Raw genomic sequence first — 14,134 nt, forward strand, 5'->3', positions numbered from 1 at the left:
GGTCTGCGTCTCGGCAGGACGCGACGAGTCGGGGGTGGAGCGGTCCCCTCCGTAGAATCGGAGCCATGATGCGCCGGATCGACCTGCGCGGCTCGCGTCCCGAGGACTACCGGGACGTCGTCCCGCGCGCCGACTTCGACGTCGAGGCGGCGGTGCCGGCGGTGCATGCGATCTGCGAGGCGGTCCGCACCCGTGGGCTTGAGGCCATCACCGAGATGTCCGCGCAGTACGACGGCGTGGAGCAGACCGACATCCGGGTGCCGGCCGAGGCCATCGAGCGGTCGCTGGCCGAGGTCGACCCGGACATCCGGGCCGGGCTGGAGGAGTCGATCCGGCGGCTGCGGGCCACGTGCGCGGCCGAGCTGGAGCAGGACGCGCGCACCGAGCTGGGCGCGGGCGCGGTGGTGACCCACCGCAAGGTGCCGATCGACCGGGTCGGGCTCTACGTGCCCGGCGGCCTCGCGCCGCTGGTCTCCAGCGTGCTCATGAACGTCGTCCCCGCTCTGACCGCGGGCGTGCGCTCCCTCGCGCTGAGCAGCACCCCGCAGAAGGAGTTCGGCGGCCTGCCGCACCCCACGATCCTGGCGGCGTGCGCGCTGCTCGGTGTCGACGAGGTGTACGCCGTCGGCGGCGCGCAGGCGATCGCGATGTTCGCCTACGGCGTCGGCCCGTGCCGGCGGGTGGACCTGGTCACCGGGCCGGGCTCGATCTGGACGGTGACGGCCAAGCGGCTGCTCAAGGGCCAGGTCGGCATCGACTCCGAGGCCGGCCCGACCGAGATCCTGGTGCTGGCCGACGAGACCGCGGACCCGGCGTACGTCGCCGCCGACCTGGTCAGCCAGGCCGAGCACGACCCGCTCGCCGCGGCCGTGCTGGTCACCGACAGCGAGGAGCTGGTGGCCCGCGTCGAGGTCGAGCTGGAGCGCCAGGTCCTGGCCACCAAGCACACCGAGCGGATCCGCACGGCTCTCGACGGCCAGCAGTCCGGCTTCGTCCTCGTCGAGGACCTCGACCAGGGCGTCGACGTGGCCAACGCCTACGCCGCGGAGCACCTGGAGATCCAGACCCGGGACGCCAGCGCCGTGGCGGCGCGCATCCGCAACGCGGGCGCGATCTTCGTGGGCGCGCACGCGCCGGTCTCGCTGGGCGACTACTGCGCCGGCTCCAACCACGTGCTGCCCACCGCGGGCTGCGCGTGCCACTCCTCCGGGCTGTCGGTGCGCGCGTTCACCAAGTCGGTGCACGTCGTGGACTACTCCCGCGAGGCGCTGGCCGAGGTGGCCGACCACGTGGTCACGCTGGCCGAGGCCGAGGACCTGCCCGGCCACGGCGCCGCGGTCAGAGTGCGGTTCCAGTGACCTGGCCGCCTCTGCGCGACGAGCTGCGGGGGCTGGAGCCGTACGGCGCCCCGCAGCTGGACGTCCCCGTGCAGCTCAACGTCAACGAGAACCCCTACGGTCCCTCGCCGGAGTGCGTCGCGGACATCGCCCGGTCGGTGGCCGAGGCGGCGAGCACGCTCAACCGTTACCCCGACCGCGAGTTCGTCGCACTCCGCGAGGCCCTGGCGCGCTACCTGTCGAAGGACACCCCGCACGGCATCACGCCCGCGCAGGTGTGGGCGGCCAACGGCTCCAACGAGGTCATGCTCCAGCTGCTCCAGGCCTACGCCGGACCGGGGCGGGTCGCGCTGAGCTTCGCGCCGACGTACTCCATGTATCCCGAGTACGCCCGCGACACGGGCACGCAGTGGGTGGTCGGCCACCGCGAGGAGGACTTCTCGCTCGACCTCGACCACGCCCGCGCGCTCATCGAGGAGCACCGGCCCGCGGTCGTGCTGCTGCCCAGCCCCAACAACCCGACGGGGACCGCGCTGCCGCACGACGCCATCGCCGGGCTGTGCGAGGCCGCGGCCGACGGTCTGCTGGTCGTCGACGAGGCGTACGGCGAGTTCCGCCGCGCCGGCGTGCCGTCCGCGCTCGAGCTGCTGCCCGAGCACCGCAACCTGGTCGTCACGCGCACCATGAGCAAGGCCTTCGCGCTGGCCGGCGCGCGGCTGGGCTACCTCGCCGCCGACCCGGCCCTGTGCGACGGGATCCGCGTGGTCCGGCTGCCCTACCACCTGAGCGCGGTGACCCAGGCCGTCGCGCTGGCCGCCCTGCGCCACGAGCGCGAGCTGCTGGGCAAGGTCGACGAGCTCCGCGACGAGCGCGACGCGCTGGTCGGGTGGCTGCGCGAGCAGGGCCACGAGGTGGCGGAGTCGGACGCCAATTTCGTGTTGTTCGGCCGGTTCCGGGATCGTCATGCTGTCTGGCAGGGGCTGCTGGACCGGGGCGTGATCGTGCGCGAGACCGGCCCGGACGGCTGGCTCCGGGTCTCGGTCGGCACCCCGGACGAGACCAAGACGTTCGAGCTGGCCCTGAGCCAGGTGACGGAGGAAGTGGCATGAGCAGGACCGCCCGCATCGAGCGGCAGACCAGCGAGTCCAAGGTGCTCGTCGAGGTCGACCTCGACGGCTCGGGCCGCCACGACGTCTCGACCGGGGTCGGCTTCTACGACCACATGCTCATCTCCTTCGCCCGGCACTCGCTGGTCGACCTGGTCGTGCAGACCGAGGGCGACACCCACATCGACGCCCACCACACCGTCGAGGACACCGCGATCGTGCTCGGCCAGGCGCTGCGCCAGGCGCTCGGCGACAAGGCCGGCATCCGCCGCTTCGGCGACGCCACGGTCCCGCTCGACGAGGCGCTGGTGCAGGCCGTCGTCGACGTCTCCGGCCGCCCCTACTGCGTGCACACCGGCGAGCCCGAGGGCCAGCAGTACGTCCTGCTCGGGGGCGACTACCTCGGCTCGCTCACCCAGCACGTCTTCGAGTCCCTGGCCTTCCACGCCCACCTCGCCCTGCACGTGCGGGTGCTGGCCGGCCGCGAGCCGCACCACATCGTGGAGACGCAGTTCAAGGCCTTCGCCCGGGCCTTCCGCGACGCCGTCGCGCTCGACCCCCGCGAGACCGGCGTCCCCTCCACCAAGGGTGCGCTCTGAAGACTGTGTCAAAGAAGAAGGCAGTCGTCGTCCTCGACTACGGCTCCGGCAACCTCCGCTCCGCCGTCCGCGCGGTCGAGCGGGCCGGCGCCACGGTCACCCTCACCGGTGACCGGCACGCCGCCGAGGCCGCCGACGGGCTCCTGGTCCCCGGTGTGGGGGCGTACGCCGCGTGCATGGCCGGCCTGCGCGCCGTCGACGGGCCGCGCGCCATCGGGCGCCGGCTCGCCGGCGGCCGGCCCGTGCTCGGCATCTGCGTGGGCATGCAGGTGCTCTTCGAGCGCGGGGTCGAGCACGGCGTCGAGACCGAGGGCTGCGACGAGTGGCCGGGGGTGGTCGAGCGGCTGCAGGCGCCCGTCGTGCCCCACATGGGCTGGAACACCGTCGACGTCCCGACCGGCACCCGGATGTTCGCCGGCGTGGCGGACGAGCGGTTCTACTTCGTGCACTCCTACGGTGTGCGGTCCTGGGAGCTCGAGACCAACGGCCGGACCACCCCGCCGCTGGTGACCTGGGCCGACCACGGCGGCGACCGGTTCGTGGCCGCGGTCGAGAACGGCCCGCTCTGGGCCACCCAGTTCCACCCCGAGAAGTCCGGCGACGCCGGCGCCCAGCTGCTCCAGAACTGGGTGCAGAGCCTGTGAGCAAGGAGCGCCAGCAGCGGCGGGCCGTGCGCGAGGCCGAGCAGGCGGCGGCCGCCTCGGCCCGCGCCGTCGAGGCCGAGCGCCGAGCGCGCAAGGACGCGCGCAAGCAGCGACTGACCGGCTGGGTGCCCACGCAGCCGTCCGGTCGGCCGACCGGTGTGCTGGCGGAGAAGCGCTCACGCGAGCTGCGGGTCCTGGTGGCGGTGCTCATCGCGCTCAACCTGCTCGTCTTCGCCTTCACCCGCGACTGGTACGTCACCGGCCTGACCCTCGTGGCCAGCGTGCTGGGCGCGCCGATCGTGCACATGATCCTCTTCCGGAAGGGCTGACCCCGTGAGCGAGTACCTCGAGCTGCTGCCCGCCGTCGACATCGCCGGCGGCCAGGCCGTCCAGCTCGTGCAGGGCGTGGCCGGCTCCGAGAAGCGCTTCGGCGACCCGGTCGAGGCCGCGCTGCGCTGGCAGGAGGCCGGCGCGGAGTGGATCCACCTCGTCGACCTCGACGCCGCCTTCGGCCGCGGCCACAACCGCGAGCTCCAGGCGCGCATCGTCGCCACCCTGGACATCCAGGTGGAGATGAGCGGCGGCATCCGCGACGACGCCTCGCTGGAGGCCGCCATGGCCGCCGGCTGCCGGCGCGTCAACATCGGCACCGCGGCCCTCGAGCAGCCGGAGTGGTGCGCACATGCCATCGCGACGTACGGCGACCGCGTGGCCGTCGGCCTCGACGTGCGCGGCCGCACCCTGGCCGCGCGCGGCTGGACCGAGGAGGGCGGCGACCTCTACGAGACGCTGGCCCGGCTCGACGCCGAGGGCTGCGCGCGCTACGTCGTCACCGACGTCAACAAGGACGGCATGCTGCAGGGCCCGAACCTCGACCTGCTCCGCGAGGTCTGCGCCGCCACCGACCGTCCCGTCGTGGCCTCGGGCGGCATCACCGAGCTCGCCGACCTCGAGGCCCTCCAGGGGCTGGTCGCCGACGGGGTCGAGGGCGCGATCATCGGCACCGCCCTCTACGAGGGCCGGTTCAGCCTGGAGTCCGCCCTCGCGCTGACCCGACCGACGGGCACCGCGTGAGCCTCGCCGTACGCGTGATCCCGTGCCTCGACGTCGACGGCGGCCGGGTGGTCAAGGGCATCAACTTCCGCGAGCTCCGCGACGCCGGCGACCCCGTCGAGCTCGCGCGCACCTACGACGCCGAGGGCGCCGACGAGCTGACCTTCCTCGACATCTCCGCCTCCCACGAGGGCCGGGCCACCACCATGGAGGTGGTCAGTCGCTGCGCCGAGGAGGTCTTCATCCCGCTCACCGTCGGCGGGGGAGTGGCCAGCGTCGAGGACGTCGACCGGCTGCTGCGCGCCGGCGCCGACAAGGTCGCCGTCAACACCGCCGCCATCCGCCGTCCCGAGCTCGTGGCCGAGATCGCCGACCGCTTCGGCAACCAGGTGCTCGTCCTCTCGGTCGACGCCCGCAGGGCTGGCCCCGGGGTCGGCACCGACTCCGGCTTCGAGGTCACCACCCACGGCGGCCGCGAGTCCGCCGGCCTCGACGCCGTGGCCTGGGCCCACCGCGCCGCCGAGCTCGGCGCCGGCGAGATCCTCCTCAACGCCATGGACGCCGACGGCACCCAGGACGGCTTCGACCTCGAGCTCGTCCGCGCGGTCCGCCGCGAGGTCGGCGTACCGGTCATCGCCTCCGGTGGCGCCGGCCACCTCGAGCACTTCGCGCCCGCCGTCGACGCCGGCGCGGACGCCGTGCTGGCCGCCACCGTGTTCCACTTCGGCACGCTGCGCATCGGTCAGGTGAAGGCCACCCTGGCCGCGGCCGGACACCCGGTCCGGTATCCGGAACTTTCCTGACCGTTCGGTCTTCTTTCACCCCTCGGTGTCCTTGACAGCGACCGGGAGCGCCGACAAGGCTGCGGGCGCTCGGGTCATTTCGTCGGCGAAACATGCCGTGACTTGGGCGACCCATCCCTCGTCACTTCTCGGAGGAACATGTGACCCGCACGAACAGGGCTGTCGTCGGCATCGCCGGCACAGCCACCGTGGTCGCGACGCTGGGGCTCGCGGCCACCGCCGCGCCCTCAGCGCAGGCCGACCCGGGCCCGAAGGCCACGACCGACGCGCCGAGCGCCTCGGCCCCGGACAAGGCCCAGTCGCACAACCGCTTCGACCCGATGGCCGCGCTGCGCAGCCAGCAGCGCCAGGAGGCCGTCGACCAGCTGGTCGCCGGCGACGCCACGCTCAAGGGCAAGGGCGCCGACCGCACCATCAAGACCAGCGAGGGGGCGAGCATCGACTACCCGGTCAACCAGACCGCCCAGCTGCTCACCTTCCTGGTCGACTTCGGCGACGGCGCGACCAACCCGGCGTACCCCACCGAGACCGAGGGACCGGTCGCCGGTGACATCCCGGAGCCCGCGCGCAGCGACAACAGCACCTACTGGGTGCCGACGTTCGACCGCGAGCACTACCTCGACATGTTCTTCAAGGGTCTGCCCAGCCAGGGCGGCGAGTCGTTCAAGGACATCTACAAGGAGATGTCCGACGGGCGCTTCGACCTCGAGGGCGACGTCTCGGACTGGATCACCGTCCCGAACCCGGAGGCCTACTACCAGTCGGCCACCGGTGACGAGGACCAGGCCTCGATGACCAAGTACGTCGGCGACACCGCCAACGCCTGGTACGACGCGCAGAAGGCGGCGGGCAAGACCGACGCGGAGATCGTCGCCTACCTCAAGAAGTTCGACGTCTGGGACCGCTACGACTTCGACGGCGACGGCGACTACAACGAGCCGGACGGCTACATCGACCACTTCCAGGCCATCCACGCCGGTGAGGGCGAGGAGGCGGGCGCCGACCCGTGGGCCATCTGGTCCCACCGCTGGGCGGCCGGCCAGGGCCTGAACGTCGGCCCGACGGTGGGCGGCGTCCCGAACAAGATCGGTGGCGTCCAGATCGGCACCACCGGCTACTTCATCCGGGACTACACCACCGAGCCCGAGAACGGCGGCCTCGGCGTCTTCAGCCACGAGTTCGGCCACGACCTCGGCCTCCCGGACTACTACGACACCCAGGGCGGCGACAACGGCACGTCCTTCTGGACGCTCATGAGCTCGGGCTCCTGGAACAGCCACGGCCAGGACGCCATCGGCACCACGCCGAACCACATGGACGCGGTCGCCAAGCTGTTCCTGGGCTGGATCGCCGGCAAGGACCTCAAGACCGTCGACGGCACCGCCGCGGCGGCCCAGCAGGTCGTCCTCGGCCCGTCCGAGCACGCCACCGACGTGGGCGCGCAAGCGGTCGTCGTCAACCTCCCGCCGGGGAGCCAGACCCTCAACGCGATGGCGCCCGACGCGGGATCACAGCACGACCTCTACTCGGGGCCGAACGACGACATGGTCGTCACCGCGACGAGCCCCCAGGTCGCCGTGCCGGCCGGCACGTCCACGCTGTCCGCTCGGGTCAGCTACGACCTGGAGAAGGACTTCGACTACGCCTACCTCCAGGTCTCCGAGGACGGCACGACGTGGACCAACGTCGCCACGTCGAAGTCGACGACGACGAACCCGTACGGCGCCAACCTCGGGCAGGGCATCACCAACTGCTCGGGCACCGGCACGGGCGCGGGCACCGGCGCGAACGTCTGCACCCCCCACGTGGGTCGACCTCACCGCCGACCTCTCGGCGTACGCCGGGAAGACGGTCACGATGCGCTGGAGTGTCACCAACGACGAGAACACCCACGGCGTGGGCTTCTCGGTGGACACCATCAAGCTGAACGGCACCCTCGTCAGCGACTTCGAGGGTGGCCTCGGCGGGTGGACGCTGGACGGCTTCTCGCTCACCAACGCCGGCAAGTACGACAAGGCCTACGCCCGCTACTACGTCGCCGAGAACAAGCAGTACACCGGCTACGACAAGACGCTGAAGACCGGGCCGTACAACTTCGACTACGCCGTCAGCGCCCCGGACAAGGTGGACCACTTCCCCTACCAGGACGGTCTGCTCATCTGGTACCGCAACGGGCTCTACAGCGACAACAACACCATCACGCACCCCGGCGGTGGCCAGGCCCTCCCGGTCGACGCCAACGCGAAGTACGGCTACTGGATGAACGGCGCCAACCCCGGGCCGGGCACCACGAAGTACGCCGGCAGCAAGCTGCAGGCCTACGACGCGACCTTCGACGTGGACCAGACCGACGCACTCAGCCTCAAGCGTGAGGACGCCACCAACGGCACGCAGAGCTACGACGCCCCCGCGCGTCCGGGGATCTCGGTGTTCAACGACACCGACCCGAACGCCTACTACGACGCCACGGACGCGCGCACCAAGTGGTACTCGACGCAGGTGGCCGGTGTCGGAGCGCAGATCCAGGTCGTCAGCTCCGACGAGTCGACCGGCCGGATGGAGCTGAGGATCGGCAAGACGTTCGTCGCGGCCAGCCAGGCCCCGACGATCTCGGGCACGCCGACCGTCGGCCAGACGCTGACGGCCGGGGCTCCGGTCTTCACCCAGAGCGGCGTGGCGGTGACCTACCAGTGGCAGGTCGACGGTCAGCCGGTCGCCGGCGCCACGGGCACGACGTACCAGGTCCGCCCGGCCGACGCCGGCAAGCGGGTCACGGTCGTCGCGACCGGCGCCAAGGCCGGCCTCGCGAACGGCTCGGTGTCCTCGGCGCAGACCGACGTGGTCAAGCCGGCGGCGACCACCACGACCGTCAAGGCGCCCAAGAAGATCAAGACGGGCCAGAAGGTCAAGGTCAAGATCAAGGTCGCGGCCCCGGGCCTCACCCCGACCGGCACGGTCACCGTGAGCCTGGGCGGCAAGAAGGTGACCGGCAAGGTCGTGGACGGCAAGGTCAAGGTCACGCTGCCCGTGCAGACCAAGACCGGCACCAAGCGCCTGGTCGTCACCTTCGTGCCCGACACCGGGTTCGCGGCGTCCAGCGACAAGGTGAAGGTCACGGTCAAGTCCAGGCGCTGACCCCGCCCCTGGACCAGCACGACAGGCAGCACCGGAGCCCGGCACCCTCGTGGTGCCGGGCTCCGGCACGCCCGGGACGGCTGTCCCTCGCGGTCCCGGTCGCCCGGCGCCGATGATGGCGGCGTGAGCGACGACTACCGCAGCCTGAACCGCGCCAGCTGGGACGAGCGGGCGCCGGCGCACGCCGCGTCGCCGGACTACAACCTCGACGACTTCCGGCGCGACCCGGCGTACGTCTCCGACGTGGTCCGCTTCGACCTGCCGCTGCTCGGCGACGTCGCGGGGCTGCGGGGCGTGCACCTGCAGTGCCACATCGGCACCGACACGATCTCGCTGGCGCGGTTGGGGGCGCGGATGACCGGGCTCGACTTCAGCCCGGCGTCGGTGGCGCAGGCGAGGGCCCTGAGCGAGGAGCTGGGCGCGGGCGTCGAGTTCGTCGAGGCCGACGTGTACGACGCCGCCGAGCTGCTGCCGAACGGCGCCTTCGACCTGGTCTTCACCGGCATCGGTGCGCTGTGCTGGCTGCCGTCGGTGGCGCGGTGGGCCGAGGTCGTCGCGCGGCTGCTGGCGCCGGGTGGGCGGCTGTTCATCCGCGAGGGACACCCGATGATGTGGGCGCTCGGCGACCCGCCGGCCGACGGTGCGCTGCGGGTCGAGCTGCCGTACTTCGAGCGCGAGGAGCCGATGGTCTTCGACGACGACTCGACGTACGTCGAGACCGACCACGCCTTCCAGCACACCGTGACCCACGAGTGGAACCACGGCCTCGGCGAGATCGTGACCGCGCTCCTCGGGCAGGGCCTGCGGCTGGACGCGCTGGTCGAGCACGACTCGGTGCCGTGGGACCCGTTCCCCGGCTGGACCGAGGAGCGGCCGGGCGGTGAGCACCGGCTGCGCGACCGGCCGTGGCGGCTGCCGCACAGCTACACGATCCAGGCCACCCGTCCCGCCTGAGGCGTCAGAAGCCGAGGTCGGCCTCGCGCACCCTCGCCACGGCGTCGTCCGGCCCCTCGAGCTCTACCCGGGCGACCTCGGACCGGCCGGAGAAGAACAGGGCCAGCTCGACCGTCGGCCCACTCACCACCACCGGGTCGTCGCCGCGCCGCAGCGTCACCGTCTCGGGCGGCAGGTCGTCGTACAGTGTGCGCGCGGCGACCACCGGGACCGGGAGCCGGCGGCTGCTCAGCCGGGCCGCGCCGCGGACCAGCGTCCACAGCTGCTCGTCGTCCTCGGGCGGCAGGATCCGCGGCGCCCACGGGTCCTGGGCGCGGCGCAGGTCCTCGTGGTGCACGACGTACTCCACCGTGTTGACCAGCCGCTCCACGCCGGGCAGGCGGTACGGCGTCAGCCCGGGGTCGCGCAGCCGGGCCACCATCGCGTCGTACGGCGCACGCGCGGCGCGGTCCATCGCCCGCTCGGTCAGCCCCGACAGCGGCTTGACGGCGATGCCGACCGCGCCGAGGCCGGGCGCCTCGCGCACCAGCAGGTGCGCGATGAGGTCGCGGGCGGTCCAGGCGCCGCACAGCGTAGGGGCGTCGGGGCCGAGCGCGAGGGCGGTGTCGCACAGGGCGTGCCGCTCGCGGCGGTGGAAGGGCAGGGGCACGTCTGCGACGGTAACCGGTTCGTGCACTGTCCCCGGTCGGGAATAGCCTGCCGGGACGGCCGGGTTGTGACCGGGTCAGGGTGCGGACGAGGAGAGCGTGGTCAGGTGAGCGAGACGGACGGGTCCTCGCGCGCGGCCACCACCGCCGAGGGCTTCGCGGTCCTGTGGGTCGCCATCAAGCGCGAGCCGTGGGTCTTCACGCTGTCGACCATCGGCAGCGTGCTGTTCGGCCTGCTCACGGTGGCCGACGCGTGGGTCCTCGGCTGGTCGACCGACCACGTCCTGCTGCCGGCGTTCGACGACGGTGAGATCGGCGCCGGGATGCTGCTCGCGGTCCTGGCCCTTTTCCTCGGCGTCGCGCTGCTGCGGGCCGTCGGCATCGTGGCCCGCCGGCTGGGCGCCGGCATCATGCAGTACCGCATGCAGGCCCACTCCCGTCGCGCCGTGACCCGTCAATACCTGTCGCTGCCGATGGAGTGGCACCAGCGCCACCCGACCGGCGAGCTGCTGTCCAACGCCAACTCCGACGTCGAGGCCGCCTGGGGGCCGATCGCGCCGCTGCCGATGGCGGTCGGCACGGTGGCCATGATGGTCATCGCCGTCGGCCAGATGTTCGCCGCCGACGTGGTGCTGGCCGTGGTCGGGCTGCTCGTCTTCCCGGCCGTCATCGTGGCCAACCTGGCCTACCAGCGGCTGGCCTCGCCGCTCATGACCCGTGCGCAGGAGCTGCGCGCGGAGGTCAGCGAGATCGCGCACGAGTCCTTCGACGGCGCGATGGTCGTCAAGACCCTCGGCCGCGAGCACGAGGAGACCGCGCGCTTCCAGGCCAAGGTCCGCGAGCTGCGCGACGTCAACGTCCGCGCCGGCCGGATCCGCGCGGCGTTCGACCCGACCCTGGCCGCGCTGCCCAACATCGGCGTGCTCGTGGTCCTGGCCGTCGGCGTGAGCCGGGTGCTGAACGGCGGCACCGTGGCCGGCGACGTCATCACCGTCGCCTACCTGCTCACCATCGTCAGCTTCCCGATCCGCTCCATCGGCTGGCTGCTGGGGGAGTTCCCCCGCAGCGTGGTCGGGTTCCGCCGGGTCAGCCGGGTCGTCGAGGCCACCGGCGAGATGCCGTACGGGGCGCAGCCGGCGCCCGAGCCGTCCGCGCGCGGCGCGCGCCTCGAGGTCCAGCACCTCGCCTACTCCTACGTGCCCGGCCAGCGGCTGCTCGACGACGTCGACTTCACCGTCGAGCCCGGCCGCACCGTCGCGGTCGTCGGGGCCACCGCGTCGGGCAAGAGCACCCTCACCGCGCTCCTGCTGCGCCTCGTCGACCCCGACCGCGGCCGGGTCCTGCTCGACGGCACCGATCTGCGCGACCTCGGGCGCGGGGAGCTGGCCGAGGTGGCTGCGGTGGTGCCGCAGACCGCGTTCCTCTTCGACGACGACGTCCGCGGCAACGTCACGCTCGGTGCCGACGTCTCCGACGAGCAGGTGTGGGCGGCCCTGCGTGCGGCCCAGGCCGACGGCTTCGTCGCGGCACTCGCGCACGGCCTGGACACCAAGCTGGGCGAGCGTGGCACGTCGCTCTCCGGCGGGCAGCGCCAGCGCATCTCGCTGGCCCGCGCGCTGGTGCGCCGGCCGCGGCTGCTCGTCCTCGACGACGCCACCAGCGCGGTGGACCCCGAGGTCGAGGCCCGCATCCTGGCCGCGCTGCGCGAGGGCGAGACCGACGCGACCCTGGTGGTCGTCGCCTACCGCAAGGCGACCATCGCGCTGGCCGACGAGGTCGTGCACCTCGAGGGCGGCCGGGTCGTCGACCGCGGCACGCACGCCGAGCTGCTGGCCCGCTCCTCGTCGTACGCCCGGCTGGTCAACGCCTACGAGGACGCCGACCACCCCGACGACGGGCCTGGAAGCCAGCCGCTCGACCAGCTGGCGGGGGAGCCGTCGTGAGCAGCGGCACCGTCTTCGACTCCGGCGAGGAGCTCCAGGCGATCGAGACGATCCGCCGCGGCGTCGCGGTGAGTCCCGAGCTCACCGAGGGCATCCGCGGCACGCTCGCGCTCGCGGTGGTGGCCTCGGTCGGCCAGATCGTCGTGCCCGTCGTGGTGCAGCAGACGATCGACCACGGGCTCGGGGCCGACAGCGGCCCCGACGTCTCGTTCACCGTCTGGATGGGAGTGATCGCGGCCGTCGCCATCACCCTGACCAGCGTGGCGTCGTACCTCATGACGACCCGGCTCTTCACCACCTCCGAGCGCGGCCTGGCCACGCTGCGGGTCAAGGCCTTCCGCCACGTGCACGACCTGCCGCTGCTGACCCAGAGCACCGAGCGCCGCGGCGCCCTGGTCTCGCGTGTGACCAGCGACGTCGACCAGGTCAGCCAGTTCCTGGTCTTCGGGGGCCTGCTGTTCGTGGTCAGCGTGGGACAGGTGCTGGTCGCGACCGTGGTGATGGTCATCTACAGCTGGCAGCTGGCCCTGGTGGTGTGGGTGGCCTTCGCGCCGCTGTTCCTCTCCATCCGGTGGTTCCAGCGCAAGCTCTCCGCGGCGTACGGCGTGGTGCGGCAGTCGATGGGCGGCATGCTCGCCGCGATCTCCGAGCCGGTCGTGGGCGCCGCGGTGGTGCGCTCGTACGCCGTCGAGGACCGCACCCAGGCGCGCATCGACCACGCCATCGACGAGTTCAAGGCCGCCTCGACCATCGCCCAGCGCTACACGGTCATCTCGTTCTCGCTGGGCGGCGTCTCGGCCGGCCTGGCCAACGCCGGGGTCATCATCATCGGCGTCTGGCTCGGGTTCACCGGTGACCTGTCGGTCGGGACGGTGCTGGCCTTCGCCTTCCTGGTGACCCTGTTCGTCGGGCCGGTGCAGATGGGCACCCAGATCCTCACCGACGCCCAGAACGCCATCGCCGGCTGGCGCCGCGTCATCGGCATCCTCGAGACCCCGGCCGACCTGGTCGACCCCGGCGCCGACGGCCAGACCCTGCCGCGCGGGCCCATCGACGTGCGCTTCGACGACGTCTCCTTCGCCTACCCCGGCGGGCCGCTGGTCCTGCAGGACATCGACCTCGACATCGCCGCCGGTCGCCGGGTCGCCGTCGTCGGCGAGACCGGCTCGGGCAAGTCCACCGTGGCCAAGCTGCTGACCCGGCTCATGGACCCCTCGCGGGGCCGGGTGCTCCTCGACGGCGTCGACGTGCGCGACATCGCCGACGCCTCGCTGCGCCGCTCGGTGGTGCTGGTGCCGCAGGAGGGCTTCCTCTTCGACGACACCATCACCGCCAACGTCCGCTACGGCCGGCTCGACGCCACCGAGGACGAGATCCGGGCCAGCGCCGAGGAGCTCGGGCTGGGCGACTGGCTGGCCGGCCTGCCCGGCGGCCTCGGCACCCGCGTCGGCCAGCGCGGCGAGTCGCTGTCCGCCGGTGAGCGCCAGCTCGTGGCCCTGCTGCGCGCCCACCTGGCCGACCCCGACCTGCTCGTCCTCGACGAGGCCACCAGCGCGGTCGACCCCCAGCTGGAGATGCGCATCGGCCGCGCCCTCGAGCGCCTCATGTCCGGGCGCACCTCGGTGACCATCGCCCACCGGCTCTCGACGGCCGAGGCCGCCGACGAGGTCGTCGTGGTCGACCACGGCCGCATCGTCCAGCGCGGCCCGCACGCCCAGCTGCTCCGCGATCGCGACGGCGTCTACGCCGGCCTGCACGCCTCCTGGGTGGCCCAGCAGGGTCGCTGACCTGCGTGGACTTCTCCACGGCCCGTACACGGGACGGCCGACGGCTGCCCCGCGGGCTGCACAGCTGGGCCACAGTTGGGTCCGGGCCGGTCTGAACCACCCGATCGGGTGGCACCGTGACTGGGG

The 14,134-nt window shown here is 72.7% G+C and carries 12 protein-coding genes and 2 pseudogenes; 13 read left to right on the forward strand and 1 reads right to left on the reverse strand.

Annotated elements, in window-relative coordinates; translation table 11 throughout:
* The first annotated feature begins 65 nt into the window (after positions 1 to 65).
* The 11 genes and pseudogenes from hisD (at position 66) to G5V58_RS07320 (ending at position 9,631) form a co-directional block, all read left to right on the forward strand.
* The gene (gene hisD / locus G5V58_RS07275) at positions 66 to 1,358 is read left to right on the forward strand and encodes a histidinol dehydrogenase (protein WP_165230446.1); all 1,293 of its coding nucleotides are present in this window, start codon (positions 66 to 68) and stop codon (positions 1,356 to 1,358) included.
* Positions 1,355 to 2,446, forward strand: a complete 1,092-nt coding sequence (locus tag G5V58_RS07280) for a histidinol-phosphate transaminase (protein ID WP_165230449.1) — start codon at positions 1,355 to 1,357, stop codon at positions 2,444 to 2,446. Before hisD ends, G5V58_RS07280 begins: the two co-directional genes overlap by 4 nt.
* On the forward strand, positions 2,443 to 3,042 hold the full coding sequence (gene hisB / locus G5V58_RS07285) for an imidazoleglycerol-phosphate dehydratase HisB (RefSeq protein ID WP_165230451.1): 600 nt from the start codon (positions 2,443 to 2,445) through the stop codon (positions 3,040 to 3,042). The genes G5V58_RS07280 and hisB overlap by 4 nt, the downstream gene beginning before the upstream one ends.
* Before the next feature lie 5 nt (positions 3,043 to 3,047).
* On the forward strand, positions 3,048 to 3,686 hold the full coding sequence (gene hisH / locus G5V58_RS07290; protein WP_165230454.1) for an imidazole glycerol phosphate synthase subunit HisH: 639 nt from the start codon (positions 3,048 to 3,050) through the stop codon (positions 3,684 to 3,686).
* Positions 3,683 to 4,015, forward strand: a complete 333-nt coding sequence (locus tag G5V58_RS07295) for a hypothetical protein (RefSeq protein ID WP_165230457.1) — start codon at positions 3,683 to 3,685, stop codon at positions 4,013 to 4,015. Before hisH ends, G5V58_RS07295 begins: the two co-directional genes overlap by 4 nt.
* Positions 4,016 to 4,019: 4 nt before the next feature.
* Positions 4,020 to 4,760, forward strand: coding sequence for a bifunctional 1-(5-phosphoribosyl)-5-((5-phosphoribosylamino)methylideneamino)imidazole-4-carboxamide isomerase/phosphoribosylanthranilate isomerase PriA (gene priA / locus G5V58_RS07300; protein WP_165230460.1), 741 nt, complete (start codon positions 4,020 to 4,022; stop codon positions 4,758 to 4,760).
* Complete coding sequence (gene hisF / locus G5V58_RS07305; protein ID WP_165230463.1) at positions 4,757 to 5,542, forward strand: imidazole glycerol phosphate synthase subunit HisF; 786 nt, start codon at positions 4,757 to 4,759, stop codon at positions 5,540 to 5,542. Before priA ends, hisF begins: the two co-directional genes overlap by 4 nt.
* Positions 5,543 to 5,862: 320 nt before the next feature.
* Positions 5,863 to 7,218: pseudogene (locus G5V58_RS26360) on the forward strand (M6 family metalloprotease domain-containing protein); the annotation flags it as partial.
* A 163-nt stretch (positions 7,219 to 7,381) separates the two neighbouring features.
* Positions 7,382 to 7,474, forward strand: a pseudogene (locus tag G5V58_RS26700) (hypothetical protein); the annotation flags it as partial.
* Complete coding sequence (locus G5V58_RS26365) at positions 7,451 to 8,677, forward strand: Ig-like domain repeat protein (RefSeq protein ID WP_407939747.1); 1,227 nt, start codon at positions 7,451 to 7,453, stop codon at positions 8,675 to 8,677. The pseudogene G5V58_RS26700 and the gene G5V58_RS26365, both read left to right, overlap by 24 nt.
* 123 nt (positions 8,678 to 8,800) lie before the next feature.
* On the forward strand, positions 8,801 to 9,631 hold the full coding sequence (locus G5V58_RS07320) for a class I SAM-dependent methyltransferase (RefSeq protein ID WP_165230471.1): 831 nt from the start codon (positions 8,801 to 8,803) through the stop codon (positions 9,629 to 9,631).
* A gap of 4 nt (positions 9,632 to 9,635) precedes the next feature.
* On the opposite strand, the gene G5V58_RS07325 is transcribed toward G5V58_RS07320, so the two are convergent.
* A complete protein-coding gene (locus G5V58_RS07325; RefSeq protein ID WP_165230474.1) occupies positions 9,636 to 10,280 on the reverse strand; it encodes a TIGR03085 family metal-binding protein in 645 nt (214 codons plus the stop codon).
* Between the two features lie 105 nt (positions 10,281 to 10,385).
* On the opposite strand from G5V58_RS07325, the gene G5V58_RS07330 reads away from it, so the two are divergent.
* Positions 10,386 to 12,221 carry an ABC transporter ATP-binding protein gene (locus tag G5V58_RS07330; RefSeq protein ID WP_165230476.1) on the forward strand — a complete coding sequence of 612 codons (1,836 nt, stop codon included), beginning with the start codon at positions 10,386 to 10,388 and terminating at the stop codon, positions 12,219 to 12,221.
* Positions 12,218 to 14,008: an ABC transporter ATP-binding protein gene (locus tag G5V58_RS07335; RefSeq protein WP_165230479.1), complete on the forward strand. Its 1,791-nt coding sequence runs from the start codon at positions 12,218 to 12,220 to the stop codon at positions 14,006 to 14,008. The genes G5V58_RS07330 and G5V58_RS07335 overlap by 4 nt, the downstream gene beginning before the upstream one ends.
* The last annotated feature ends 126 nt before the right edge of the window (positions 14,009 to 14,134 follow it).

This window comes from Nocardioides anomalus, assembly GCF_011046535.1.
Lineage (GTDB): Bacteria > Actinomycetota > Actinomycetes > Propionibacteriales > Nocardioidaceae > Nocardioides > Nocardioides anomalus.

Coding starts and splice junctions, on each gene's coding strand:
- hisD (WP_165230446.1), top strand. CDS start 66: ATGATGCGCCGGATCGACCTGCGCGGCTCGCGTCCCGAGGACTACCGG.
- hisB (WP_165230451.1), top strand. CDS start 2,443: ATGAGCAGGACCGCCCGCATCGAGCGGCAGACCAGCGAGTCCAAGGTG.